The following is a 23,857-nucleotide window of genomic DNA, read 5'->3' as shown; positions in this document are numbered from 1 at the left end:
CAAGACCTATACTAACGTCCCTGCGGGTGGGCCAACAGCGGTAGAGTTCCATGCTGCATGTCTTGTGCCTCCGGCACCCTGTTTTCGGCCCGGCTTTTGTCAAGGGCACACCGGCTCTCCGCACGAGCGCATCCTGCCGATGAAGATTTGCTTCGTAGTCGACAAGTTCCCCTCATTGTCCGAAACCTTTGTTCTCGACCAGATAGCCGGATGCCTTGAGCGCGGCATGGAAGTCGGCGTCGTCTGCAACGAGACGTCCTTCGGCAGGGACAGCAACATCGATGATCCGCGCTGGCAGGCGCTGCCAGGAAAGGTCGTATGCTGGTGGGGTGGCCTGGGTCGCTATCGCCCGCTGCTCAGGAAATGGTCCGGCAGGTTCTGGGACAAGCTCTCGACCGCCATCGACATTGCTCATGCGCGAAAACTGCAGGGCGCCGACGTCATCGTTGCCCATTTCGGCAACAACGGCATGCGCGTGGCCCGCGCCATCAAGCGCGGGAGGATTTCCGCTCCCCTGGTGACGATATTTCACGGCCGTGATGTCGGCGAACCGCTGCATGACAATACGCTCGCGCGCTACAAAATTGTGTTCGAAAAGGGCGTTCTTCAACTGCCGGTGAATGCGTTTTTCCGCGATGCCTTGATTGAGGTCGGTGCATCGCCGGAGCAGGTTGTGGTTCACCATATGGGGGTGCGGCCGAGTGACATCGACTATCGGTGGCGTTCATGGGAGCAGGCTACGCTCTCTTTCATCTCGGTCTGCCGCCTGACTGAAAAGAAGGGCATCGAATATGCGCTTCGCGCGCTTGCTGGCCTGCCGCGGCGAGACTGGATCTACTCGGTGATCGGCGGCGGAGAACTTCTCGAGCAGCTGAAGGGGATCGCCGCAGAGCTCGGCATTGCCGACAGGGTGAATTTTCTTGGGCCCCGGCCGCACAGCGAAGTCAAACAGCGTCTGCGCGATGCGCATGTGTTCCTGCTGCCCAGCGTCGGCGCCCGCGATGGCGATCTGGAAGGCATCCCGGTTTCGCTGATGGAAGCGATGGCCGCCGGCCTGACGGTGGTCAGCACATATCATTCCGGGATCCCTGAACTGATCGATGATCACAAGACGGGTTTTCTCGTGGCTGAGCGGGACGTTGCGGCGCTGACCGGCAAGCTTGCCTGGATCGCCGAGAATCCGAAGCCGTGTGAAGGGATCGCTCTCGCGGCGCGCAAGAAGATCGAGGCGGAGTTCAACTCCGATCTGCTGAACCAACATTTCGTGGAAATCGCCATGCGGCTTGGCGAAACGAGGTCGCTTGCATGAACGCCAATCCGCCCCCCCAGTTCGGTCGTGTCGCCCTGCGCGGCGGGCTGGTAACCATCGGCGCCCAGGGCTTCAAGATGGCGATCCAGTTTCTCTCCGTCATCGTGCTGGCCCGTCTGCTCGTCCCCGAGGATTTCGGTCTGGTGGCTTCCGTCGGGCCGATCGTCGCCTTCGTCGGGCTGCTTCAGAATCTGGGCCTGCAGCAGGCTGTGGTTCAGCGCAAGGACATCAGCAACCAGCAGCTCAACCAGGTGTTCTGGATCAGCGCGCTCGTCGGGCTGGGCAGTGCCGTGGTAGTGGCCGGCCTGGCGCCTGCCATCGCCGCATTCTATGGCGATAAACGTATGTCCGGCATCACCCTTGGCTCCGCCCTGCCGCTGCTTCTCGGCAGTCTGGCCGCAGTGCCGCTGGCGTTGATGAACCGGCACCTGCAGTTCGGCCAGCTCGCACTGAACGACGTGATAAGCGCCGCCGCCGGACTTCTGGCCGCCGCGATCGCGGCCTATGCGGGGTTGGGCTACTGGTCGCTGGTCATCGGCCCGGCGGTTTCGGCGGCTATCGCCCTGGCTGCCGCCTGGCTGGTGGCGCGTTGGACGCCTTTGCGGCCGGACCTGAAGGTCGATGCCGATATATTGTCGTTCGGCGCCAACCTGACCGGCTTCAACCTCGCCAACTTCTTCTCGCGCAATCTCGACAACATTCTCATCGGAAAATATTCCGGTGCGATCGAACTCGGCTATTACGACCGCGCCTACAAGCTCCTGTTGTTCCCGCTGCAGAACATCAACCAGCCGCTGACACGGGTCATGGTGCCGCTGCTCAGCCGCATCCACGATGACAAGGCCCGCTTTCGCGATATCTATGTGCGCACCAACTGGATGCTGGCGGCCGTTACCATGCCGGGCATCGCGGCGCTGACGCTGACCTCCAATCAGATCGTCGGACTTCTCTTCGGCGCGGGCTGGGCACCGGTCGCACCGATCTTTGCCTGGCTGGGCATCGCCAGCCTGGTCCAGTCCGTTTCAAGCACGACGGGATGGATATTCATCTGTCAGGGCAAGACGAAGACCATGTTCCATTGGGGCATCTATTCGTCGCTGACGACCGTCGCTGCCTTCGTCGTTGGCCTGCACTGGGGCGCCGTCGGCGTTGCCGCGGCCTATGCCATCAGCGGTTACGTGCTGCGCGTTCCCGTGCTGGCGCTACTGGTCCATCGCGTCGGTCCGGTGACCGCCGCCGACTTCCTGCTCATGCAGGGGCTTTTCATCGCCTCGTCCCTGCTTGCCTGGTTCCTGTACCTGTGGTTGCCGGCGTCTCTAACGGGCCAGTCAGACCTGCTCGCGGTCTTTTTGGCGCTTGCCCTCAACTACGGCATCGGTCTCGTTTTCATGCTTGCCGTCCCGCAGTCGCGACGCGCTTTGTTCACCACCCTGTCCAACGCCGCGCGCAATATCCGCTGAGCGGCCGGCGATCAGCGGCGCCAGCAGGTTTGTGGCCGACATTGCCGAAGCATGTTCTTCGAGCACGGCCTGAAGGCTTGTCTTGCGATAGCGGTCGAGATTTCCCGCAAACCGGCCGAGCTTTTCGCGCGCCTCTTCGGGCGTCACGGTGTCGATGTCGAGCAGCACATCGTCGACACCGATTCGCTTGGCCACTTCCTTGGTTTTGAACTCGTAGGCGATCGGCAGCACCGGCGTGCCGACGCAAAGCGACATGATCATCATATGCATGCGCGTCGCGACGACGAAGTCGAAGCCCTTCACCAGCGCCATCAACTGGTCCGGCGTGTGGAACGAAGCGTCCACTGTCACGTGGCTGGCGATCTCAGGATCGAGCTCGGCAACGATGGCCTGTGCGGTCTTGGAATCGTCATGGGCATATTCCGGCACGCCCTGACACGTGGAGACGAAGGTCACCTCCTTGCCAAGGTCCCTGACAAGAATTGTGGCGATCTCGCGGACCGAATCCAGATAGCGGCGCATGCCGCCCTCACCGTCGCTGACGTAGTTCCAGTGGCGGACCGAAATAGCGACGCGGCCCGTCGACGCCGGCGGCTGGCTGGAAGCGAGACGCTTGCGGATCCTGTCGGTATCGGCCAAGGCGAATACGGCATCGGCCACCACGTGGCACTTGCCGAGATCCTTCACCAAGTCCCGGATATGGGTCCGCGACCGTTCGTCGCGCAACAGGATGAGCGGACTGCGGTCAAAGATCGGGCCGAGCTCCTGGCGGTTGTAACTTTTGTCGAACGGACCGAGGGATTGCGTGAAGAAGACCGGATCTTTGCCAAATACGGCATCGAGCCTGAACTGATTGAGGCGTCGTTCGAGATTGTAGTTCTCGACGAGATAGGTTCCCCCTGTGGTGACCACCATGTCCGCGTCGGCGTAGATATCGAGACCGCGCCGGTCGCGATGGCTGAAAAAATTGCCTAGCGCGCTGCTGCCAAACCAGCGCAGGGCCTGGAGAACGAGCCGATTGTAGATCGGCTTGAACCGGTCCCTCAGCCCGCTGCCATTCTTGTATCGGAACAGGGATTCCGACAGCAGCTTATGAAATTCGAGGTCGGGATAATCCGTCTTCGGATAGAGTCGTTCCGCAACCTCGGGCTGGCTGTCGAAGACGGCAAACCGCACGTCGCCTTGCACGATCGTCTTGAGAATGTGGCGGATCGCCAGCAGAATCGCCGCATCCCCGGTATTCAGGCAGACTGTGTTTTCAACGACGATCTTCATGGGATACCTCATTTCGTCAGCAGATTCCGCGGCGTGGCCTGCGGTGCCTAGGACGGGCATGGTGACCGAAAATACCCACGCCAGGACGATCCCGATGCGGCTCGCGTCACAATCCATCGCTGCATCGGGCTGGGTGACCAGTCAGAGCGGCGCTCAAGCCCGACGGAGGGTAACGCATCAATTTTGCAGTGCAACAAAAAACGTGCACTTATGCTACGACGCACCAAAAATGTTGCGATGCAGCAAAAGCTGGGTTAGCATTCCCGTGGGTGGGCCAACAGCGGTCGAGTTTTCATGCTGCATGTCTTGTACCTTGTGCACGATGTTTCCGACCCGGCCGTGCGCCGGCGGATCATAATGCTCAAGGCAGGCGGCGCGCGGGTCACGTTGGCCGGCTTCCGTCGGACCACAAATGCTGTTCCCGACGTCGAGGGGCTGCAGCCGGTCGACCTCGGCGCGACGCGTGACGGCCGATTCGGCCAGCGTCTGGCGGCGGTCGCCAAGGCGGCGCTGTCGATAGGCTCGAAGCTTGCGGCGATGCCGAAGCCCGACCTCATCATCGCGCGCAATCTGGAAATGCTGGCGCTGGCCAGGCGCGCCAAGGCCGCCTTTCGCGGCGGCGTGCCGATCGTCTACGAATGCCTCGACATCCATCGCCTGGTGCTGCGCAATGACATGCTGGGCAAAGCACTGCGCACAGCGGAGCGTTATCTCGCCCGCGACGTGAAGCTTCTGGTGACGAGCTCACCGGCCTTCATCGCCAATTATTTCAAGCCGTTCGGGCAGGTCGCCGCACCGGTGGAACTGGTCGAAAACAAATACTTCGAAACCGCGCCGATCGCCTTGGATGACAGGTCAAAGGCCGAAAACCCTGCAGCACCCCCGTGGCGCATCGGCTGGTTCGGCGCGCTGCGCTGCCGCCGCTCGCTGGAGCTGCTGGCCGACTTCACGCGCCGTCAGGGCGGGCGCTTCGAGGTCGTCCTCCGGGGCCGTCCGGCACTCTCGGAATTCCCGGATTTCCATGCTTTTGTCGAGGCCGAACCCTATCTCTCCTTTCGTGGCCCCTACCGCAACCCGGAAGACATGGCCGCGATCTACGGCGAAGTGCATTTTTCCTGGGCGATCGATTTCTTCGAGGAAGGGCAGAATTCGGAATGGTTGCTGCCCAACCGCCTCTATGAGGGCTGCCGCTTCGGCGCCGTACCGATCTCGATGGGCACTACCGAGACGGGGCGCTTTCTCAACCAGCAGGACATTGGCATCCTGCTTTCTGCTGCCACGCCCGAAATCCTGGAAACCGCGCTCGGCCGCATGGACCAGGAGCACTTCGGCAAGGCCAAGGCGCGTGTGCTGGCCCGCAACCCACGAACCTGGAGCTACGACCGCAGCGACTGCCGCGCCTTTGTCGACAGGCTGCGCGGTCTGGCGGCGGTCCCCGGTCCCTTCGTGACCGAAGCGCTGGCTTAGCGATGGCTGATGATGGGAAAAATACAGAGTATGGGAAGGCGCCAATGACGCAAACCGAAGCGCTTCCGTCGAGCCTGATCGTCATTCCGTGCCTGAATGAGGCAGCCCATATCGGCGCGCTGCTCGAGCAGCTCAGGCCGGCAGCGCTAAGGCTCGGCGCCCGCATCGTCGTTGCCGATGGCGGCAGCACAGATGGTACTTTGGCAATTGTCGAAGCGGTTGCGGCCAAGGACCCTCAGGTCGTCCTCCTGCTCAACCCAAAACGTATCCAGAGCGCGGCGATCAATCTCGCCGTCGCCAGCCTCGGTGACGGCGCCGAATACCTGATCCGCATCGATGCCCATGGCGGCTATCCCGCCGATTATTGCGACCGGCTGGTCGAGGAGGCGCTCGCCACTTCAGCCGATTCGGTCGTCGTCTCGATGCTGACCAGCGGCAGCGGCGCGGTGCAGAAAGCGGTCGCGGCGGCGCAGAATTCCAAGCTCGGCACCGGCGGCTCCAAGCACCGGCACCTCTCGGCCGGCGAATGGGTCGACCACGGCCATCACGCGCTGATCCGGATTTCGGCCTTCACCGCGGTCGGCGGCTATGACGAGAGCTTCAGCCACAATGAGGATGCCGAACTCGACTACCGGCTGCGCCAGGCTGGCTACCACATCTGGATGAGCGGCAAGACCCAGATGGTCTACTATCCGCGCTCTTCGCTGAAAGGCCTGTATTTCCAATATATCGGCTATGGCCGCGGCCGCGCCAAGAATGTGCTCAAGCACCGCATGATCCCGAAAGTTCGGCAGATGATCCCGCTGCTGGTGGCGCCGGTCGTCCTTCTCGCCGCATTTTCCGTTATCCACTGGCTGGCGGCGGTGCCGCTGCTGGTCTGGGCTTCGGTCTGTCTGGGCTACGGCGCTGTGACCGCCATCAGCCAGCGCAATCCCAACAATGTGCTGGCGGGCATTTCGGCGATGGTCATGCATTTCGGCTGGTCGCTCGGTTTCTGGCTGCAACTTCTCGGCTCGCGATCGCAGCGCGGGGTGGCATGATGGTCTCCGACAGCCGCCAGATCGACATCTGCGTCTGCACGTTCCGGCGGCCGGAACTGGCCGACACGCTGCGGTCGCTCGCTGCCATGGATATGCCTGCCGGTTTCGGCATCGGCGTCATCGTCGCCGACAATGACGACGAGCCGACCGCCGAGCCGCTGGTGACCGCGCTGGCGAGCGAATTGAAGCTCGTGGCCCGCTACCGGCACGCTCCGGCGCGCAACATCTCGGTTGCCCGCAACGCCTGTCTTGATGCCAGCACGGCCGATTTTGTCGCCTTCATCGACGACGATGAAACCGCTTCCCGGCAATGGCTGGCCGAACTGATTGCTATCGCGGAGACAAGGGGCGCCGAGGCCGTGCTCGGTCCGGTGCGGGCGCTCTACCGCCCGGATGCGCCGGACTGGATGCGCAAGGGCGATTTCCATTCGACCTTGCCGGTCTGGGTGCAGGGCGAAATCCGCACCGGCTACACCTGCAACGTCCTTTTGAGGATGAGCGCCGACAGCTTGCGCGACCGTCGTTTCAGCCTGGCGCGCGGCCAGAGCGGCGGCGAGGACACCGAATTCTTCAACCGCATGGTCAAGGCAGGCGGTCGCATCGCCTTTGCGCCGGAGGCGTGGGTCGAGGAAGTCGTGCCGCGTTCGCGAGCCGCTTTCGACTGGCTGCGCCGCCGCCGCTTCCGCTTCGGCCAGACGCACGGCCACCTCATCGGCCATGACGCAGGCGTGATAGAGCGTGCGAAGGCTGTCGGCCTTGCCTCGGCCAAGGCCGTCTATTGCTTCGGCATGGCGGCGTTGACCGCGATTAGCCCGGTCCGCCGCAACCGCAGCGTGCTGCGCGGCATCATGCATGTCGGCGTCGTCAGCGGCCTGGTCGGTATCAGCGAAATTCGCCAATACGGACTGTCTTCCCCGCAGCAAGGAGGCAAGCGTGCAGCCTGACGTCTCCTTTGTCATCGCAGCCTACAATGCCGCGGCCACGCTCGACCGGGCGATCGCAAGCGCCATGGCCCAGCGCGATGTCAGCGTCGAAATCATCGTCGCCGATGACCAGTCGCGCGACAACACGCTCGACGTCGCAAGAGCCTATCCAAAAGATGTCGTCAAAGTGGTTGCGCTGCCGGCAAATCGTGGCCCTGGCGGCGCCAGGAATGCCGGCCTCGACCTCGCCACAGGCCGCTGGGTCGCGGTGCTCGATTCCGACGATGCCGTCCTGCCCGGGCGGCTCGCCGCCATGATCGCGCGAGCCGAAAGTGCGGGCGCTGTAATCGCCGTCGACAACCTCCAGGTGGTGCGCGAGGACGGCATTGCCGAAGCGACGATGTTTCCCGCCAAATATCTGGAGGGCCTGCGTGAAATCACGCTCGCCGACTACATCGCTGGCAACATCGTTTTCGAATCCACGTTCAACCTTGGCTATCTCAAGCCGATCTTCCAGCGCCGTTTCCTGATCGAAAACGGGCTTCGCTATGATGAAAGTCTGAGCATAGGCGAGGATTACATCCTGCTCGCCAACGCGCTGGCCAAGAGCGGAAAATGCGTCGTCGAGCCGACGACCGGCTATATCTACCACATCCGCACGGGCTCGATCTCGCGCGTGCTCGAGCTTCACCATATCGAGGCGATGCGCAAGGCCGACGCGGTCTTCGCCGAGACCAATTCCATGGACGCTGCTGCTGCGGCCGCCTTCGCCAAACGCGCCCGCAGCCTGCGCAAGGCGGCATCGTTCCTGTCGCTGGTCCAGCACATCAAGGCGCGTTCGCCGTTGAAAGCGATACGCACCGCGCTAAGTGATCCGGCGGCTGTCAGGCACATGTCGATGCCGATCGCCGTCCGCCTCAAAAGGGTGGCGGCGCAGTTTGCCGTCGGCGCGGAGAGGTAAGGAGGGCGAGTACATGAAGACGTTTGTTCGTGGCCTGCAACAGGCTGAAATCGATCTGCTCAGAAGGAATTTGCGATGAAGAAAATCAGGAAGGCAGTCATCCCTGTGGCGGGGCTTGGAACACGGTTCCTGCCGGCAACCAAGTCGATTCCGAAGGAGATGCTGCCCGTGGTCGACCGGCCGGTCGTCCAATATGCGGTGGACGAGGCCTTCGAAGCCGGCATCGAGCACATCGTGTTCGTCACCGGCCGCAACAAGGCTGTCATCGAGGACTACTTCGACCTGCACCCCGAACTGATTGGAACGCTCGAACAAACCGGCAAGAAGACCCAGCTGGAGGCGCTCGAAAGCATGCTGCCCGTGGCCGGCGCCACCAGCTTCATCCGCCAGCAGTCGCCACATGGTCTCGGCCATGCGGTGTGGTGCGCACGCGAAGTCATCGGCGACGAGCCCTTCGCCCTGCTGCTCCCCGATATGGTGTCGTTCGGTCGCCGAGGTTGCCTGGCTGAAACAGTCGATCTCTATCAGCAGACCGGCGGCAATGTGATCGCCGTCGAGCGCTGTGATCCCAGCGAGACCAGCAAATACGGCATCGTCGGGCGCGGCGCCGAGACAGGCAGCGGCTTCGAGGTGACGGCCATGGTCGAAAAGCCGGCGCCGGCCAATGCGCCGTCGAACTATTACATCAACGGCCGCTACATCCTGCAGCCCGAGATCTTCTCGCTGCTGGGCAACCAGCAGCGCGGCGCCGGCAACGAAATCCAGCTTACCGATGCCATGGTGCGGCTGGCGAAAAGCCAGTCTTTCTTTGCCCAGCCTTTCAATGGCCGCATGTTCGACTGCGGCTCCAAGGAAGGCTTCATAGAGGCGACCATCGCCTTCGCGCTGGCGCGCGACGACATGAAGGGACCTGTGCTGGAAATGCTGCAGGCGTTCGTGCGGTCGCATGAGCGTCAGGAAGTGGCCGCATAATGCCCATCTTTCGAGGGCATATGCGTTTGGACGATGGCGCGGCTCATGCCTGCACGCCTGGCCGCTCAGGCCCGGCGCCGGATGGCATGAAGCTTGCGTTGCATATCTTGCCCCCGATCTCCGCAGCTTCGGACGAGGTGGAACCTGACCCGTCTCGCTCCGGCGCCTGTAACCTAGAATTGGATCGAAGATGAATTATGCCAGCTTTCCTCTCGACAAGAGGATGCCATTGCCCAACCCCGATCAGGAAAAGGGTGAAGACTTCATCGACGTCGAGCGCCTGCTTGGCATGGCGGCGCGTCAGGTCAAGGTGGTGGCGGTCTGCGCCATCATCGGCCTGTTCCTGGGGTTGCTCTATCTGCAGACCACGCCCAAGCAATACATGTCGGTCGCCAGCGTGCTGATCGACGAAGGCCTGAACAAGGTCATCGACGACATCTCGGCTGCATCCGTCACCATGCAGACCGACGCCGCCCTGCTCAGCCAGATCGAAATCATCACCTCGGCGCGGCTGGCCTCGGTGGTGGTCGACAAGCTGAAACTCGACCAGAACGCAGAGTTCATGAACCCGCCGCAATCGGCGCTGGTCAAGGGCATCGGCTTCGTGCGCGGCGTGATCGGCTATTTCCGCTCAAGTTCCGCCGAGCAGATTCCCGGCATGGAAAACGTCGATGAGGCGACACGCCAGGCCATGATGCAGACGGCGCGCCACGACTATGCCGTGCTGAAGCTGCAGAGCGAGGTGCTGGCGCAGCGCAACGGCCGCTCCTATGTGCTCGCCATCGGTTACCAGTCGACCAATCCGGCGCTCGCCACCGCCATCACCAAGGCCTATGCCGACGCCTATCTCGCCGACCAGCTCAACGCCAGTTTCGACGCCACCGAACGCGCTGCGGTCTGGCTGCAGGGCCGGCTGACCGAGCTTCGTCAGAACTCACAGGCGGCCGCTATGGCGGTCGAGAAATTCAGGGCCGAGCATGGTCTGGCCGCCAACAGCGACGGCCAGCTGATCAGCGACAAGCAGATTGCCGATCTCACCGCGCAACTGATTGTCGCGCAGGCCGATACGGCGCGCGCCAGCGCCCGCTATCAGCAATACAAGACCATCGTCGAAAGCGGCTCGGACAATGCCTTCAACGATTCCGCCATCTCAAGCGATCAGCCGGCAAGCTCGGTCATTGCAACGCTCAAGACCCGCTATCTCACAGTCGCCAAGCGGCTGCAGGACGTGACGGCCAATTTCGGCGCCGACCATCCGCAGGCGGTGGCGCTGGCCAAGGAAAAGGCCGATCTGTCGACCCAGATTTTCGGCGAGTTGAAGCAACTGACCGAAAGCTATCGCAATGAATATGAAGTCGCGCTTTCACGCGAGACCTCACTGAGGCAGAAGATCGCCGACGCGGCCGGCAAGAGCTCCATCGACAACCAGAGCCAGGTCAAATTGCGCGAACTCGACCAGCAGGCGCAGGCGCTGACCACGCTCTACCAGACCTTCCTTAGCCGCTACGAGGAGGCCTCGCAGCAGCAATCCTTCCCGGTCGGCAAGGTCCGCATCATCTCGGATGCCTCAACGCCGCTTTCCGCCTCAAGCCCGCGCACCTCCAGGGTGCTGGCGCTGTCGCTGGTGCTTGGCGTGCTGCTTGGCGCCGGCTTTGGTGGCCTGAATGAGTTCAACGAGCGCTTCTTCAGGACCGGCGAGGACATTCGCGATCGTGTCGGCCTCAAATTCCTCGGCTATTTGCCGATGATCGGCGGCAGGCTCGGCAAGGACGCCGACGACGGTGCGGCGGATGCCAAAGGCGCCAACACATTGTCGGCGGCCGAGAAACGGGCGCGCATGCGGGTCAGCGTCGACGCGCCGGCATCGATGTTCTCCGAAACGCTGCGCAACGCCAAGATCGCCTTCGACGTCGTCATGGAAGGGCAAGGCAGCCGGGTCATAGGCGTGGTCTCGGTCCTGCCCGGCGAGGGCAAGTCTACGGTCGCCGCCAATCTCGCCGGATTGCTGGCCGCCAACGGCTCGAAGACGCTTTTGATCGACGCCGATCTGCGCAATCCTGGTCTCAGCCGCAACCTCGGCATGGAGGCCGAGCAGGGGCTGATGGAGGCGGTGGTCAACGGCCAGACATGGCAGTCGGTCGGTAAGGTCGACCGCCTGACCAAGCTGGCGATCATCCCGGCCGTGCTGCGCGGCCAGTTCTCGCACACCAGCGAACTGCTGTCGTCGGCCGGCATGCGGCGCTTCATCGACAACGCCAAGGAGACGTTCGAGTACATCATCGTCGACCTGCCGCCGCTCGGCCCCGTGGTCGACGCCAAGGCGTTTGCGCCGCTGGTCGACGGCTTCGTGCTGGTTGCCGAATGGGGCCGCACGCCGCGCGCCATGGTGCGCTCGCTGCTGGAGCAGGAACCCTACGTCGCAAGCAAGGTCGTCGGCGCCGTGCTCAACAAGGTCGATCTGAAGAAGCTGCCGAAATACGGCTCCCTCGGCGGCTCGGAAAAGTTTTTCGACCGCTATTCGACCTACTATCTGGAGAAATCGGACGTGCGGGCCAAGACCGCCGCCTGAACGGAGCGCGATCCTGAAAAGGAGCGTGATCCGGAAAAGCGGATCCGGTTTTCGGAAAGGATCACGCTCAAACGAAGGAGCACGGCAGGTCAGGAAAAGATCAGCTTGCCGAACTTACCGGCGATCCTGAGCGCTGTCAGCCGTCCGCTCTGAAAGGCGCCGGTGTCGATGCCGAGCCTTCGCCCGTCAAGCCTGGGGGTATCGACCGGCGTGTGCCCATGCACCACAAAGCGGTCGAGCAGATGGGCGGCGTTGAAGAACTCGTCGCGGATGTTGAGCAGGTCCTGCTCATCCTGTGCGGCCAGGTCGATGCCCGGCCTGATACCGGCATGGACGAAAACGAATTTATCCGAACAGAGCAGCACCGGCAGGCTGCGCAGAAAGTCGATATGGCTGGCCGGAATGACTTCCTTCACGCGCCGGTCGACCGCGTCGCTCGAGGCATAGAGGCTGGCAAGCCGCGCCGGATCGACCCCATAGGAAAACAGCGTCTCGAGGCCGCCGACCGCCAGCCAGCGGTCCCGCGACAGATAGCCGTCGAGATAGTTCAGCATCGCCACTTCGTGGTTTCCCGCCAGGCAGACGCGCAGGAACCCTGTTGGCGGCAGCGCCAAGAGGTGGTCGAGCACGCGCGCCGATTGCGGCCCGCGATCGATATAGTCGCCGAGCATGACGATAATCTTGCGGCCGCGAAATTGCAGCGCGTCGAGCTGGATCTTCTGCTCCAGCGACAGCAATTCCTTGTAGCAGCCATGCACGTCGCCGATCGCGTAGACGACGGTGTCGTCCATATCCATTTCCAGGCGCTCGCGCGGCGCCGGCCGGGGAGGTCTGGACCGCTGAAACAACGCCACTGGGGCCGTCAGACCCCGATGCCGCGGGCTTTGAGCGCCGCGGTGATCTCGTCAAGAATGGCGGGATCGTCGATGGTCGCCGGCATCGTCCATTCTTCCTTGTCGGCGATCTTCTGCATGGTGCCGCGCAGGATCTTGCCGGAGCGCGTCTTGGGCAGGCGCTTGATCGTCACCACCGTCTTGAAGGCGGCGACCGGGCCGATCCGTTCGCGCACCAGCCCCACCACTTCGCCTTCGATAGCAGCAGTATCGCGCGACACACCGGCATTGAGCACGACGAAGCCGAGCGGAACTTGGCCCTTCATCACATCGGCGACGCCGATGACGGCGCATTCGGCAACATCGGGATGCGCTGAAAGCACCTCCTCCATGGCTCCGGTCGACAGCCGGTGTCCGGCGACATTGATGATGTCGTCTGTGCGCGCCATGACATAGAGGTAGCCGTCCTCGTCGATCATGCCGGCATCGGCCGTCTTGTAGAAGCCGGGAAATTCCTCGAGATAGGCTTGCCGGAAACGCTCGTCGGCATTCCACAGCGTCGGCAGGCAGCCGGCCGGCAGCGGCAGTTTCACCACCACATTGCCAAGCGTGCCGCGCGGCACTTCATGGCCGGCATCGTCGAGCACGCGAATGTCGTAGCCCGGCATCGGCACGCCGGGCGAGCCGTATTTCACCGGCAGCAGGCCGAGGCCCGCCGGGTTGATGGTCATCGGCGAGCCGGTCTCGGTCTGCCACCAATGATCGACCACCGGCACGTTGAGTTTCTGCTCCGCCCATTTGATGGTTTCCGGGTCTGCGCGTTCGCCGGCCAGGAACAGAGTGCGGAATTTCGACAGATCGTATTTCGGCACGAATTCGCCCTTGGGGTCCTGCCCCTTGATGGCGCGGAAGGCCGTCGGCGCGGTGAACAGCGCGACCACGCCGTGTTCTGCGATCACCCGCCAATAGGTGCCGGCGTCGGGTGTGCCGATCGGCTTGCCCTCGAACAGCACGCTTGTCGCACCATGCAGCAGCGGTCCGTAAACGATGTAGGAATGGCCGACCACCCAGCCGACATCGGAGGCCGCCCAGAATACTTCGCCCGGTCTGACGCCGAACTCGTTTTCCATCGTCCATTTGAGCGCGACCATGTGGCCGCCATTGTCGCGCACGATGCCCTTAGGCTGGCCGGTCGTGCCGGAGGTGTAGATGATGTAGAGCGGGTCGGTGGCGAGCACCGGAACGCAATCGACGTTGGCGCCCGCGGCGCGCTCGCGGGCAACGGCGTCGGCAAAATCGATATCGTAATGCTCCCTCAGATCGCAGCGCAGCTGGTCGCGCTGCAGGATCAGGCAGGCGTCCGGCTTGTGGCGGGACATTTCGATCGCCTTGTCGAGCAGCGGCTTGTAGGCCACGACACGTCCAGGCTCCAGGCCGCAGGACGCGGAGATGACCAGCTTCGGCTTGGCGTCGTCGATGCGGGTGGCGAGCTCGTGCGAGGCAAAGCCGCCGAACACCACCGAATGCACCGCGCCGATGCGGGCACAGGCAAGCATCGCGACCGCCGCTTCGGCCACCATCGGCATGTAGATGATGACGCGGTCGCCTTTGCGAATGCCGCGGTTCTTGAGCACCGAAGTCAGCGCTACCACTTCGCGCTTCAATTCGGCATAGGTGAATTTCTTGACCGTGCCGGTGATCGCGCTGTCGTAGATAAGTGCGATCTGGTCGGCGCGGCCGCCTGCGACATGGCGATCGAGAGCGTTGAAGCAGGTGTTGCAGCTGGCGCCGTTGAACCAGCGCCCGTAAACGCCCGCCTTGGCATCGAAGACGCTGGTCCACGGCGAATACCAGTCGATCGCCTCGGCCGCATCGGCCCAGAATTGTTCCGGGTCGCGTTTCCAGCCGTCATAAACCTCGTGGTAGCGTGACGCCATTCATCCCTCCTCGGGAAAACTCTCTATCTTGCAATAGCCTATGCGGGTTTTCCCGGCCACGTCTTTCCCCAAATGCCATGTCTTTCCCGAAATTTGGGGCTTGGCCGATCTCGCCTTGGCCATAAATTGCAGGCACCATGGCCGGGTTTGAAATCGGGGCAGGGCGCGCAATGACGGTACGATACGGGGTTGGATCTGCCGTTGGAGCAGCGCTGCTGTTGACGATCGTTTTCGCCGCCCAGGCCGGCGATGCCGCCGCGCGGCGCATCATCGGCTTTTCCCCCGACGGCAAATATTTCGCCTTCGAGCAATATGGCGAGCTCGACGCTGCCGTTTCCGGCTGGTCGCAGATCGACATCATCGACACAAGCACAGACGAGTTCGTCGGCGGCAAGCCGATCCTTGTCCTCGATGAATCGGAAGAGGCGACCACGACGGTGGAGCAGGCACGGGCGCAGGCCGCAAAGCAGGCCGCGCCAATCCTGGCCAAATACGGCATCGCCGAGCGCGGCACGCGCACGGCCTCCGACAGGTTCACCTTCCCGGACGACACGGTCGAGTACAACGACATCCCCCGCCTCGAGCAGGCCGCGCAGAAATGGCTGTCGCCGTTCTATGGCGAAACACCGATTTCGACCATCCAGCTCGATGAGATCCTTGCCGACAGCAAGGAGGATTGCTCGGCAAGCTTTGATGACGCCAAGCCAAGCGACCAGGTTCTTCCGGGCGACAAGACACTTCAAGGGGGACAAGACGGGCAAGGCGCGCGGCTTCCGCCTGTCGCTGCAGGGGCAGGACGGCAAGCCGTTCAAGGTATTGCACGAGGACAAGGCTGTGCCGGGCTCGCGCAACTGCCCGACCTCCTACAGCCTGTCGGAAGCCTACGAATACGCCCCGCCCGGCAGGCCGGCGGTACTGGCCGTGCTGGTGCAGCGCTTCAGCCAGCGCTTCGAAGGACGCGACCGCCGCTTCATCGCCGTAACCGGCCAGGCACGCTAAGCCGCGGCCCCTCTTGTGGCAGGCAGAAAAAGCTCATGCGCCCGGAGAAAGCAGGGCGTTCGTGTCGGATATCAGTCTTAAAGCGGCAAGGCCGCCAGCATCAGCCCGACGCCACCCGCAATCAATATGGCGGCTGCCAACGCTTTTCGATGACGTTCGAACGCGGTCGGGGCCCGCTCCCAATTGTAACGCATACCCAATGCTCTCCCAAAACCCCGCGACTCCATAGCCTACTTTAGGTAAGAAAAGCAAGACCTTGACCCTGCGAGATAGCCGGCTTGACGGCTTGCGGCGGTGATTACCAGCTGCAATCACCGACTATTTCTGGGGTGCTTCCCTGTTCTCAGGCTCTGAATGATGTGGAAGTTACCACAATCTGAAATTGGATGTCTCCATTAGGCTTCGGTTGCCTGTGTCGTGAGGATGGTGGCGTTGCCGGATTGCCACAGAACGGTCAGGCCGGCCTGTTCTCCCTCTCGTCCACGCAATGGACAGACCCGCATCGCCGCGCTATCTGCTCTCCAGGAAAATGGTGGAGGGGCTCCATGGCCCAAATCGGTTCTGAAATGGTTCTGCGGCTGGCGGACGACGCCTCGGTCCAGCATGTCGGCGATGGCGCCGTCGTGCTCTTGGCGCGCAGCGGCCAGCTTTACACCTGCAACGGCACCACCGAAGCCTTTCTCGACAAGGTGGACGGCGCCCGCAGCCTTGACCAGATCGTCGTCCTGTTGTCTGACGAGTTCGAGGTCGACAAGGGCACGCTCGACCAGGACATGGCGGCGCTGGCCGCCGAACTGGTGAGCGAAGGCATTCTCGCCGACCCGGCTCCCTGATGGTGGACGGCGTTCTCCTGCGCGCTTTGTTTCGTGTCCATTTATGGGCAAGCGCGCGGCTGATGCCGACCCTGATCGGCCGCCGCAGCTTCGAATCGGTGCTGAAATGGGCGCCGCTCAGCGCACCCACCCCTTATCGCGGCCTGTCGTCAGCCTACATCGTCGCTGCCGTCAACCGGACCGTCCGGCACCCCTGGCTGATGCGCGACCGCAGATGCCTGCGCGAGGGCCTGCTCGCCCACCGCTTCCTGCGCTTTGCCGGCTTCGATCCGGATCTGCGCTTCGGCGTCGATCCGAAGTCGATGCAGGCGCCGCGCATGTCTGCCCATTGCTGGGTCTGTCTCGATGGCCGCCCGGTGGTCTCGGACAGCCTCCCCGGCATGGTGCAGATCTATCGCCATCACGCCGATGCCGGAAAGGCGCACGCTGCTTGACCGGTCCGGCGACCACCTTCTGCTATGATCTCCAGGGCCAGGTCATCAGCATATCGGCCTCGCGGGCCGATCTCTGGCCGAGCTTCGACCTCTTGCTCGGCACGTTGCGCGTGAGCGGGCCGGTCGAGCCCGATTTCCGCGTCGACATCGTCGAGACGCGGGAGTTACCGGAATCGCCTGCCGGAAAACTCGCTTTCGACGGCGAGGTGCCGGAGGACGGCCATTGCCGGCTGATCGACGGTGGCGGCACCGTTCACCTGGTCTTTCCCGGCCTGCAGACCGTCTCGATCAATGCCGATGGAGGCTGGGCCGAGATACGAGTCCATCCCGATGCCAAGGTCAAATGGACGGTGCTGATGATGGTGCTGGATGCAGCACTTGATGCCGGCGACCAGCACATGCTGCACACCGCCGGCCTGACATTGCCCGGCCGCGAGGCGCTCGTGCTGATCCATGCGCCGAGCGGCACCGGCAAGTCGACGACGTCGCTGGCGCTGGCGTCGCAAGGTTTCGGCCTGTGCTCGGATGACGCCATGATCCTCAAGGTTTTGGCTCGTGGCGGCATCACGGCCTGGGGCTTGCCGCGCAAGGTGAAGGTCCACCGCCACACCGCGGCAATGCTGCCCTTCGTGGCGCCTTGCCTTGGCGACAAATGGGACGCCAATGGCGAGCAGGCCGTCTCGCTGGAACGTCTCGCCGAGATCATCCGCATCGAGGAAACTGTCGGCAGACCGGTTGCGGCACTGTTTCATCTCGCCCGCTCGGCGGACGCGCAAACCCGGCTCGTGCCCATGACCAGGACAGACGCCATGGTGGCGCTTGCCACCGACAATGTCAGGACCGGCATGACCGGCCTTTTGCCGGCGCAGAAGCGCCGCATGGCAACCATCGCAACGCTGGTCAAAGCCGTCCCGACATTTACCCTGGAAGTCGGCGCGAACCCGGCCGAGGCGGCCCCGCTGATCCGCTCGGCGCTGGCGGCGCGGGACTAAAGCACACTTCAGGCAGAATGCGGCTTTGGCCTGGCGAGGCGCTGGATCCAGCGGAAGGCGTCGCGGCGCAGGCGCGAATGCATCTTGTCCCTGGAATTGACGCCGAGCAGCGTATCGCCGGTGATCAGCCATTTGGCCAAAAATATCGAGAGGTCGGGCTTGATGCGGTCGGCCAGTTCGATCGCGCGCGGTGCATCAAACAGCCGCCCCGTCACATTGAGAACCGTCGCCAGTTCGAGCTCGATGCCGCTGATGCGCGCCGCCTCGAAAAGCCGGTCTTCATCCGCGGGCGACCGCAGCGCGCGCACGCCCTGCAGCACATCGACGCAAAGCTGCAGCCGGTGGAACTTGTGCCCGCCGGCGGCGTGGACAATGGCGATGGTCAGCAGCGCGGCCGGCGTGTCGGCCTCGCTGCCGTCGATGATCTGCAATTCGCGAAAGCCCAGCGACAGCCGCCGCCGCATGCCGGAATCATGCACCAGGTTGCCGTGCAGTTCGATCAGCAGGCTGGTATTCTCCTTCTCCAGCCACTTGAACTCCTGCAGATCCTGCGACTGCGCCTCGCCGCTCCAGAGCTCGAAGCCGCATCCGGCAATCACCGGGTTGGCTTCAATGATGCTGGCCGGCTCGACCAGAATGTCGATGTCGGTGAACGGCCGGTCAGCGGCGTGGCGGTAAAGTTTGCGTGCGAAGACCGGACCCTTGACGATGCGGGCCGGAACATTTTTCGCCGCCAATGCCTTCATGATGCGGTCGCCATGATATTGCAGCAGCATCGATTGGCCGGTCGCCAGCGTCGAGCGATCACGCAGTTCCGACAGCTTTTGCCGCAAGGCTGCGTCCGCAGGCAGTTGGGCGTCGCCGATCTCGCTGAGCTTGCGCAGCATGATGGGAAGCACGCCGTGGAACTCGGCATTGACGAGCAGTGCCAGCAAGCTTTCGGCAGCAACGTCACGGCCAATGGCAGCCGGCGCCTCCGGGTCGGCGAAGGTCAGCAGCAGTTTTTCATCGGCAGGCGCAAGAGATGGCAGCATCAAACCCGGATGACGTTCGCCCACATGAGCAATTCCCGTCCGGAATTGCGTCAAACAACCAACTCAGAGGAGCGTATGTTGCAGAAAAGCATGCATGAAGCCAGCGTGTGGTGGCAGAGCCAGCTCATGAATTGACTTTCCACGGTTTCGGTCCATTCTTTTGCACTGGACTGAAAAGGGTGTTTGGAATGGCCAAGAAAAAGTATGAAGCGCCCGTGCTGCGCAAGGCAGGAAAGTTGTCCAGCGTGGTGGCCGGGCCGTCGCTGCCGATACCGCGATAAGAATTCTACGGCTTCGGTTTGGATGAAGCCGGAGCGGTCGGCCGCAAGGCAAGCCGCGCTGCAGGCGGGCAATCTGTCGGCGTGACTGCGGGTAACGGTCCGTCCGGTCCCGCAGGCTAAGGCAAGTTCATAAGCCGCCTGTTCGGGATATGGGCAAGGCCCCTCCGTTACAGTCCCCAGCGCAGCGCGGCTGTGTGCACCGGCGCGTCCCACATTGACGTTGCCTCGTCATCCAGCACGGTCAGCGTGATCGAGCACCCGGCCATGTCGAGCGAGGTCACATAGGACCCGACCAGCGAGCGGGTCACCGTCACGCCCTGTTTTTCGAAGATGTTTCGGGCGCTGTTGTACATCAGATAGAGCTCCATCAGCGGCGTGCCGCCAAAGCCGTTGATGAACAACAGTGCCGGGCCTTTCGCCCTGTCGCCGAGATCGCCCAGGATCGCGGCGCAAATCTCTTCGGCGATCGCATCGGCGCTTTTCAACGTATCGCGACGCCGGCCAGGCTCGCCATGGATGCCGACGCCGAATTCCATCTCGCCATCACCAATCTCGAAGGTCGGCCTGCCGGCCGCCGGCACCGTGCAACTGGTCAGCGCCACGCCCATCGAACGCGTCGCGCTGTTGATGCGACCGCCGAGCGCCTTGAGATCCGCCAGCGCCATGCCTTGCTCGGCGGCGGCGCCGACGATCTTCTCCACCACCAGCGTGCCGGCGACGCCGCGCCGGCCGGTCGTAAAGGACGAATTCTCGACGGCGACGTCATCATTGATCACCACCTGCAGGACGCCGTCGGCCATTTCGCCGGCCATGTCGAAATTCATCACGTCGCCTTCATAGTTCTTGACGATGAACAGGCAGCCGGCGCCGGTATCGACGGCGGCGGCCGCCGCCAGTATCTGGTCCGGCGTTGGCGAGGTGAAGACCTGGCCGGGGCAGGCGGCGTCCAGCATGCCGTGACCGACAAAGCCGGCATGCAACGGCTCGTGGCCGGAACCGCCGCCCGAGATCAGCGCCACCTTCCCCGGCTTCATCACCTTGCGGCGAATGAATTTGTGCTCCTCGCCCAGCACCAGGATGTCGGCATGAGCTGCAACGAAGCCGTTGAGGCTTTCGGTCAGCACCGTGTCGACGGAATTCATAAACTTCTTCATGTGTCCTCCCGACACAACACGATCAGCCGCCACTCCTGCCGGTGATGCTGGTGATCTTCTGGATGAATTCGTTGATCGCCTTGTCGAGCGCTGCATTCTGCTTGTCGTCGCCGAAATCGGGCACGATCAGCGAGACATGCCGGGTCTTGCGCATGCCTGCCGCAACCGACATCTTGCCGGGATGCGCCAGATGATAGGCAGCCAGAAACTGATCGCGCTCGGCCGGACTGAAATGGCAGACCGAAAAAATAGCCGGCAGATGTTTTGACGGGATCGGGGTCGAATAGGCCGCGCTGGAAATCTGGGTGACGAAGCTGCGGTGCTTGCCAAGCGCGTCGGCAAGGCGTTGTCGCATACCCGACGGTCGCTGGTCGATGACCTGCGACAGGATCGTCTTGTAGGCGCGGATCGCCTCTTCCGAGCCGGCTTCTGGTGTCTTGTCGGCCATCTCAGTCATCCTAGACCGATGCATCCGAGATGGCCGCCTTGGCCATGGCGAGTTGGGCGGGAGCCACCGAGAGATCCCGCAGGCCGGCCTCGAGCAGTGCCGGGATCGATGCCGGATCGCCGCCGGCATCGCCGCACAGGCTGACTGGGATTTTCGCGCGCAGGCCAAAAGCGGCAACCGAGCCGATCAGCCGCAACACGGCGGGATGGCGGACAGAATTAAGAAGCGCCACGGCTGCGTTATCGCGGGCAGCCGCCATTACATATTGGGTCAGATCGTTCGAACCGATCGAGAAGAAGGCGACATCGGCGAACGCCTCCGGCGCGATCGCCACCGAAGGCACCTCGACCATGATGCCGAGCGGCGGCATTTTTTGCGCGATGCCGCGCGCGGCAAGCCCGGCCTGCTCCTCCACGAACAGAGCGGCGGCGCGTTGGTATTCCTCCGCGACGGCGATCATCGGAAACATCACCTTCAGATTGCCGTGCACCGCCGCGCGCAGCAGCGCCCGGATCTGTACGCGAAACACCTCCGGCCTTGCCAGCGACAGCCTGATGCCACGCAGCCCGAGGAACGGGTTGCTCTCCTCGACGGTGAAGCCCGGCACCGGCTTGTCGCCGCCGGCGTCGACGGTACGGATGGTCACCGGCTTGTCGCCTGCCCATTCCAGCACCTTGCGATAGGCCTGGTATTGCGTCTCCTCGTCCGGCGGCGCCTTGCCGAACAGGAATTCGGTGCGCATCAGCCCGACCCCGTCGCAGGTCGAAATGTCGATGCCGTCGACCTCGGACGGATCGGCGATGTTGACCTGCACGCGCACTGTCGTCCCGGCCCGGGTTACCGCCGGTTTCGCGAGATAGACTCCGGCCTTGTCTCGATGTGCCACAAACGAGGACGAGGACCGGTGGAACGCTTCGATCTCGGTCGTGGTCGGCGAAAGCACGACACCGCCATGCTCTGCATCGAGCAGAGCCAGACCGACGGGGTTAGCCGGCGAAGCGCCAAGCCCCACCACCATCGGCACGCCGCGCGAGCGCGCCAGCATGGCGACGTGGCTGGCGGCGCTGCCGGCCCTCAGCGCGATGCCGCCGCCGGTGCTCCAGTCGGTCTCGAGAAAGCGCGTCGGCGCGATGTCCTCGCCATAGAGAATGGCGCCCGCTGGTGGAGCGCTCTCCTGCTCCTCGGTAAGGGCGCGCAGCACGCGGTCGCGGATATCGCTGATATCGGCGGCGCGAGCCCGGAAATAGTCCTGGTCTGACGTTTCGTAGCCGGAGATCTCGGCGTCCAGCGCCTGTCGCCAGGCCATGTCAGCCGGCATGCCGGACGCGATCGCGGCAAAAGCCGGGCCGGTCAGTGCCTCGTCCCCAAGCATGGCGAGCTGGAATTCGAGAATGCCGGCGGCCTCGTCATCGGCGGTTTCGATCAGGGTCGCGAGCCGGTCCGTCGCGCTGGCGATAGCTGCTTCCAATGCGGCCTTCTCGTCCGCGGCGCTCGCCTTGCCCGTGTAGTGCGCGGTGCCGTTGTCGAGGTTGAACAACGGTCCCTCGGCATAGCCGGCCGAGGCCGAAATGCCTTGCAGCCTAAGCGGTTCGGGCATGGCCCGCATCCTCGTCGAAACCGCGTCGCACCAGCTCGGCCAGCGCTCTCACGGCATCATCGGCGCCGTCGCCTGTGGCCCGGATGTGCAGCATGGTGCCTTTCGGCGCCCTGGCCGCCATCACCTTGACGATGCTCTTGGCGTCGAACCATGGGCCGTTGGCGGCAAGCGCAATCTCCACCTCGGCGGCAAAGCTCTTGGCAAGCTTGGTGAACTTCACCGAAGGGCGCGCGTGCAGACCTACCTCGTGGGTGATCAGGACGGTGGCCTCGGCAAATGCGGACATCAGGTCAAAATTCCCGTTCGCTCACGACGGCGACAATTCATGCGCCGTCGCCACCACTTCCTTCAGCGAGGCCCCGCCGGACGCCTCCGTCGCAGCCATCACCGCGCCTTCGACGATCGGCGCGTTGCAGACGACGATCTTCTGCGCCCGCGGCTCGCCGATCATTTCCACCGCCATTTCCGAATTGGTCTCGGCGCCGCCGAGATCGACCAGTATGGCGACGCCCGCCTCCGACCACGCCTTGTCGATGGCGCCCATGATCGCTTCGACGCTGGTGCCGAGCCCGCCATGGCCGTTTCCGCCGCACCATGCAAGCGGCACTTCGTCGCCCACCATCTGCCGCACCATGTCGGCCGTGCCTTCGGCAACCAGCGGCGAATGCGAGACGATGACGATGCCGACATTGCTCATGCTTGGCCCTCGACGGTTTCGGCGACGGTCCGCACCAGCAGCGCCACAGAGCGTCCGCCGGCATCCATATGACCGATTGAGCGGTCGCCGAGGAATGAGGCGCGACCGCGTGTTGCCTTCATCGGCACGGTCGCTTCGGCAGCCGCGTCGGCAATATCAGCGATTTCCGAGCCTGTCTTTCCATTCGCGAGCGCGTCATGCACCGGATACAGCACATCGAGCATCGTCTTCTGGCCGACCTGCGATTTGCCTCTGGCGGCCACCGCCTCGATTGCCTTGCCGAAAGCAGCCGTCAGCTTGGGGCGATCCGGCTCTCCTGAAATCTCCTTGCCCAGCGCCAGGAACAATGTGCCGAACAGCGGCCCGGACGCGCCGCCGACCGTCATCACCAGCTTGGTGCCGATCGCCTTCAGCGCCTCGGGCAGCGGCTTTGCAGCGAACGCCCCGGCATCGGCGCGCACAGCCTCGAAGCCGCGCTTCATGTTCAGCCCATGGTCACCGTCGCCGATCGCCTGGTCGAGCGCGGTCAACTCTTCCGAGTGAGCGGCGATCGTGTCCGCGGCGGCGGTGATCAGCCTGGCAAGGTCGAACGCTGCCATGTCCAGATTCCCGGTTTCGATCCTGCCGGCAGTATCGCAAGAG

The 23,857-nt window shown here is 63.3% G+C and carries 21 protein-coding genes and 2 pseudogenes; 13 read left to right on the top strand and 10 right to left on the bottom strand.

All coding sequences use genetic code 11. The features are described from left to right. The first annotated feature begins 139 nt into the window (after positions 1-139). Positions 140-1,309 carry a glycosyltransferase gene (locus NKH38_RS20040; protein ID WP_023746625.1) on the top strand — a complete coding sequence of 390 codons (1,170 nt, stop codon included), beginning with the start codon at positions 140-142 and terminating at the stop codon, positions 1,307-1,309. Continuing rightward, positions 1,306-2,769: a lipopolysaccharide biosynthesis protein gene (locus NKH38_RS20035; RefSeq protein ID WP_023668801.1), complete on the top strand. Its 1,464-nt coding sequence runs from the start codon at positions 1,306-1,308 to the stop codon at positions 2,767-2,769. Before NKH38_RS20040 ends, NKH38_RS20035 begins: the two co-directional genes overlap by 4 nt. 225 nt (positions 2,770-2,994) lie before the next feature. Here NKH38_RS20035 and NKH38_RS20030 read toward each other — a convergent pair. Next, positions 2,995-4,044: pseudogene (locus NKH38_RS20030) on the bottom strand (polysaccharide pyruvyl transferase family protein); the annotation flags it as partial. Between the two features lie 294 nt (positions 4,045-4,338). On the opposite strand from NKH38_RS20030, the gene NKH38_RS20025 reads away from it, so the two are divergent. The 6 genes from NKH38_RS20025 to NKH38_RS20000 all read left to right on the top strand — a co-directional run bounded on the left by NKH38_RS20025 (position 4,339) and on the right by NKH38_RS20000 (position 11,976). Next, positions 4,339-5,511, top strand: coding sequence for a glycosyltransferase (locus NKH38_RS20025; RefSeq protein ID WP_352537225.1), 1,173 nt, complete (start codon positions 4,339-4,341; stop codon positions 5,509-5,511). A gap of 44 nt (positions 5,512-5,555) precedes the next feature. Next, a complete protein-coding gene (locus tag NKH38_RS20020; RefSeq protein ID WP_352762669.1) occupies positions 5,556-6,551 on the top strand; it encodes a glycosyltransferase family 2 protein in 996 nt (331 codons plus the stop codon). After that, positions 6,548-7,495, top strand: coding sequence for a glycosyltransferase family 2 protein (locus NKH38_RS20015; protein ID WP_352762667.1), 948 nt, complete (start codon positions 6,548-6,550; stop codon positions 7,493-7,495). Before NKH38_RS20020 ends, NKH38_RS20015 begins: the two co-directional genes overlap by 4 nt. Then, on the top strand, positions 7,485-8,435 hold the full coding sequence (locus NKH38_RS20010) for a glycosyltransferase family 2 protein (RefSeq protein WP_023755602.1): 951 nt from the start codon (positions 7,485-7,487) through the stop codon (positions 8,433-8,435). Before NKH38_RS20015 ends, NKH38_RS20010 begins: the two co-directional genes overlap by 11 nt. 75 nt (positions 8,436-8,510) lie before the next feature. Next, positions 8,511-9,407, top strand: coding sequence for a UTP--glucose-1-phosphate uridylyltransferase GalU (gene galU, locus NKH38_RS20005; RefSeq protein ID WP_023668795.1), 897 nt, complete (start codon positions 8,511-8,513; stop codon positions 9,405-9,407). A gap of 190 nt (positions 9,408-9,597) precedes the next feature. Then, the gene (locus tag NKH38_RS20000; RefSeq protein ID WP_352762663.1) at positions 9,598-11,976 is read left to right on the top strand and encodes a polysaccharide biosynthesis tyrosine autokinase; all 2,379 of its coding nucleotides are present in this window, start codon (positions 9,598-9,600) and stop codon (positions 11,974-11,976) included. Between the two features lie 89 nt (positions 11,977-12,065). Here NKH38_RS20000 and NKH38_RS19995 read toward each other — a convergent pair whose 3' ends face one another. Together NKH38_RS19995 and NKH38_RS19990 are read right to left on the bottom strand one after the other, a co-directional pair. Then, a complete protein-coding gene (locus tag NKH38_RS19995) occupies positions 12,066-12,767 on the bottom strand; it encodes a metallophosphoesterase family protein (RefSeq protein WP_352762661.1) in 702 nt (233 codons plus the stop codon). Between the two features lie 71 nt (positions 12,768-12,838). Continuing rightward, positions 12,839-14,746, bottom strand: a complete 1,908-nt coding sequence (locus NKH38_RS19990) for a propionyl-CoA synthetase (protein ID WP_023729633.1) — start codon at positions 14,744-14,746, stop codon at positions 12,839-12,841. A gap of 137 nt (positions 14,747-14,883) precedes the next feature. On the opposite strand from NKH38_RS19990, the pseudogene NKH38_RS19985 reads away from it, so the two are divergent. The 5 genes and pseudogenes from NKH38_RS19985 to NKH38_RS19965 form a co-directional block, all read left to right on the top strand. Further along, positions 14,884-15,201: pseudogene (locus NKH38_RS19985) on the top strand (hypothetical protein); the annotation flags it as partial. Between the two features lie 238 nt (positions 15,202-15,439). Beyond that, positions 15,440-15,745, top strand: a complete 306-nt coding sequence (locus NKH38_RS19980) for a DUF2259 domain-containing protein (RefSeq protein ID WP_352762658.1) — start codon at positions 15,440-15,442, stop codon at positions 15,743-15,745. A gap of 545 nt (positions 15,746-16,290) precedes the next feature. Further along, entirely contained in the window at positions 16,291-16,578 is a 288-nt protein-coding gene (locus NKH38_RS19975; RefSeq protein WP_023684213.1) for a PqqD family protein, read from the top strand. Then, complete coding sequence (locus NKH38_RS19970) at positions 16,578-17,012, top strand: lasso peptide biosynthesis B2 protein (RefSeq protein ID WP_023668789.1); 435 nt, start codon at positions 16,578-16,580, stop codon at positions 17,010-17,012. The genes NKH38_RS19975 and NKH38_RS19970 overlap by 1 nt, the downstream gene beginning before the upstream one ends. After that, on the top strand, positions 17,009-18,004 hold the full coding sequence (locus NKH38_RS19965) for a serine kinase (RefSeq protein WP_352762654.1): 996 nt from the start codon (positions 17,009-17,011) through the stop codon (positions 18,002-18,004). Before NKH38_RS19970 ends, NKH38_RS19965 begins: the two co-directional genes overlap by 4 nt. Before the next feature lie 8 nt (positions 18,005-18,012). Here the strand turns inward: NKH38_RS19965 and NKH38_RS19960 are convergent, their stop codons facing one another. From NKH38_RS19960 to dhaL, 7 genes are all read right to left on the bottom strand, one after another. Next, positions 18,013-19,038 (bottom strand): nucleotidyltransferase family protein, encoded by a 1,026-nt coding sequence (locus tag NKH38_RS19960; RefSeq protein ID WP_023725855.1) that lies wholly within the window; start codon positions 19,036-19,038, stop codon positions 18,013-18,015. A gap of 448 nt (positions 19,039-19,486) precedes the next feature. Further along, a complete protein-coding gene (dhaK, locus tag NKH38_RS19955) occupies positions 19,487-20,473 on the bottom strand; it encodes a dihydroxyacetone kinase subunit DhaK (RefSeq protein WP_352762652.1) in 987 nt (328 codons plus the stop codon). Positions 20,474-20,495: 22 nt separating this feature from the next. Beyond that, positions 20,496-20,921 (bottom strand): hypothetical protein, encoded by a 426-nt coding sequence (locus tag NKH38_RS19950; protein WP_023668784.1) that lies wholly within the window; start codon positions 20,919-20,921, stop codon positions 20,496-20,498. Between the two features lie 10 nt (positions 20,922-20,931). Further along, on the bottom strand, positions 20,932-22,518 hold the full coding sequence (gene ptsP / locus NKH38_RS19945; RefSeq protein ID WP_023732534.1) for a phosphoenolpyruvate--protein phosphotransferase: 1,587 nt from the start codon (positions 22,516-22,518) through the stop codon (positions 20,932-20,934). Further along, positions 22,502-22,804 carry an HPr family phosphocarrier protein gene (locus NKH38_RS19940; RefSeq protein WP_023684207.1) on the bottom strand — a complete coding sequence of 101 codons (303 nt, stop codon included), beginning with the start codon at positions 22,802-22,804 and terminating at the stop codon, positions 22,502-22,504. Before NKH38_RS19940 ends, ptsP begins: the two co-directional genes overlap by 17 nt. 21 nt (positions 22,805-22,825) lie before the next feature. Beyond that, entirely contained in the window at positions 22,826-23,215 is a 390-nt protein-coding gene (gene dhaM, locus NKH38_RS19935) for a dihydroxyacetone kinase phosphoryl donor subunit DhaM (RefSeq protein WP_023690004.1), read from the bottom strand. Continuing rightward, positions 23,212-23,814 (bottom strand): dihydroxyacetone kinase subunit DhaL, encoded by a 603-nt coding sequence (gene dhaL, locus NKH38_RS19930; RefSeq protein ID WP_023732533.1) that lies wholly within the window; start codon positions 23,812-23,814, stop codon positions 23,212-23,214. Before dhaL ends, dhaM begins: the two co-directional genes overlap by 4 nt. Positions 23,815-23,857: the final 43 nt, after the last annotated feature.

The sequence above is a fragment of the Mesorhizobium sp. M1078 genome (assembly GCF_040318615.1).
Taxonomy (GTDB): domain Bacteria; phylum Pseudomonadota; class Alphaproteobacteria; order Rhizobiales; family Rhizobiaceae; genus Mesorhizobium.
Note: the sequence above shows the minus strand (reverse complement) of the source record. Positions and strands in the feature narration are given on the sequence as shown.

Bases quoted from the DNA above. Each gene is read 5' to 3' on its own strand.
- NKH38_RS20040 (WP_023746625.1), top strand. From the start codon at position 140: ATGAAGATTTGCTTCGTAGTCGACAAGTTCCCCTCATTGTCCGAAACC.
- NKH38_RS20035 (WP_023668801.1), top strand. From the start codon at position 1,306: ATGAACGCCAATCCGCCCCCCCAGTTCGGTCGTGTCGCCCTGCGCGGC.
- NKH38_RS20025 (WP_352537225.1), top strand. From the start codon at position 4,339: ATGCTGCATGTCTTGTACCTTGTGCACGATGTTTCCGACCCGGCCGTG.
- NKH38_RS20020 (WP_352762669.1), top strand. From the start codon at position 5,556: ATGACGCAAACCGAAGCGCTTCCGTCGAGCCTGATCGTCATTCCGTGC.
- NKH38_RS20015 (WP_352762667.1), top strand. From the start codon at position 6,548: ATGATGGTCTCCGACAGCCGCCAGATCGACATCTGCGTCTGCACGTTC.
- galU (WP_023668795.1), top strand. From the start codon at position 8,511: ATGAAGAAAATCAGGAAGGCAGTCATCCCTGTGGCGGGGCTTGGAACA.
- NKH38_RS20000 (WP_352762663.1), top strand. From the start codon at position 9,598: ATGAATTATGCCAGCTTTCCTCTCGACAAGAGGATGCCATTGCCCAAC.
- NKH38_RS19995 (WP_352762661.1), bottom strand. From the start codon at position 12,767: ATGGACGACACCGTCGTCTACGCGATCGGCGACGTGCATGGCTGCTAC.
- NKH38_RS19990 (WP_023729633.1), bottom strand. From the start codon at position 14,746: ATGGCGTCACGCTACCACGAGGTTTATGACGGCTGGAAACGCGACCCG.
- NKH38_RS19980 (WP_352762658.1), top strand. From the start codon at position 15,440: ATGACGCCAAGCCAAGCGACCAGGTTCTTCCGGGCGACAAGACACTTC.
- NKH38_RS19975 (WP_023684213.1), top strand. From the start codon at position 16,291: ATGGCCCAAATCGGTTCTGAAATGGTTCTGCGGCTGGCGGACGACGCC.
- NKH38_RS19970 (WP_023668789.1), top strand. From the start codon at position 16,578: ATGGTGGACGGCGTTCTCCTGCGCGCTTTGTTTCGTGTCCATTTATGG.
- NKH38_RS19960 (WP_023725855.1), bottom strand. From the start codon at position 19,038: ATGCTGCCATCTCTTGCGCCTGCCGATGAAAAACTGCTGCTGACCTTC.
- dhaK (WP_352762652.1), bottom strand. From the start codon at position 20,473: ATGAAGAAGTTTATGAATTCCGTCGACACGGTGCTGACCGAAAGCCTC.
- NKH38_RS19950 (WP_023668784.1), bottom strand. From the start codon at position 20,921: ATGGCCGACAAGACACCAGAAGCCGGCTCGGAAGAGGCGATCCGCGCC.
- ptsP (WP_023732534.1), bottom strand. From the start codon at position 22,518: ATGCCCGAACCGCTTAGGCTGCAAGGCATTTCGGCCTCGGCCGGCTAT.
- NKH38_RS19940 (WP_023684207.1), bottom strand. From the start codon at position 22,804: ATGTCCGCATTTGCCGAGGCCACCGTCCTGATCACCCACGAGGTAGGT.
- dhaM (WP_023690004.1), bottom strand. From the start codon at position 23,215: ATGAGCAATGTCGGCATCGTCATCGTCTCGCATTCGCCGCTGGTTGCC.
- dhaL (WP_023732533.1), bottom strand. From the start codon at position 23,814: ATGGCAGCGTTCGACCTTGCCAGGCTGATCACCGCCGCCGCGGACACG.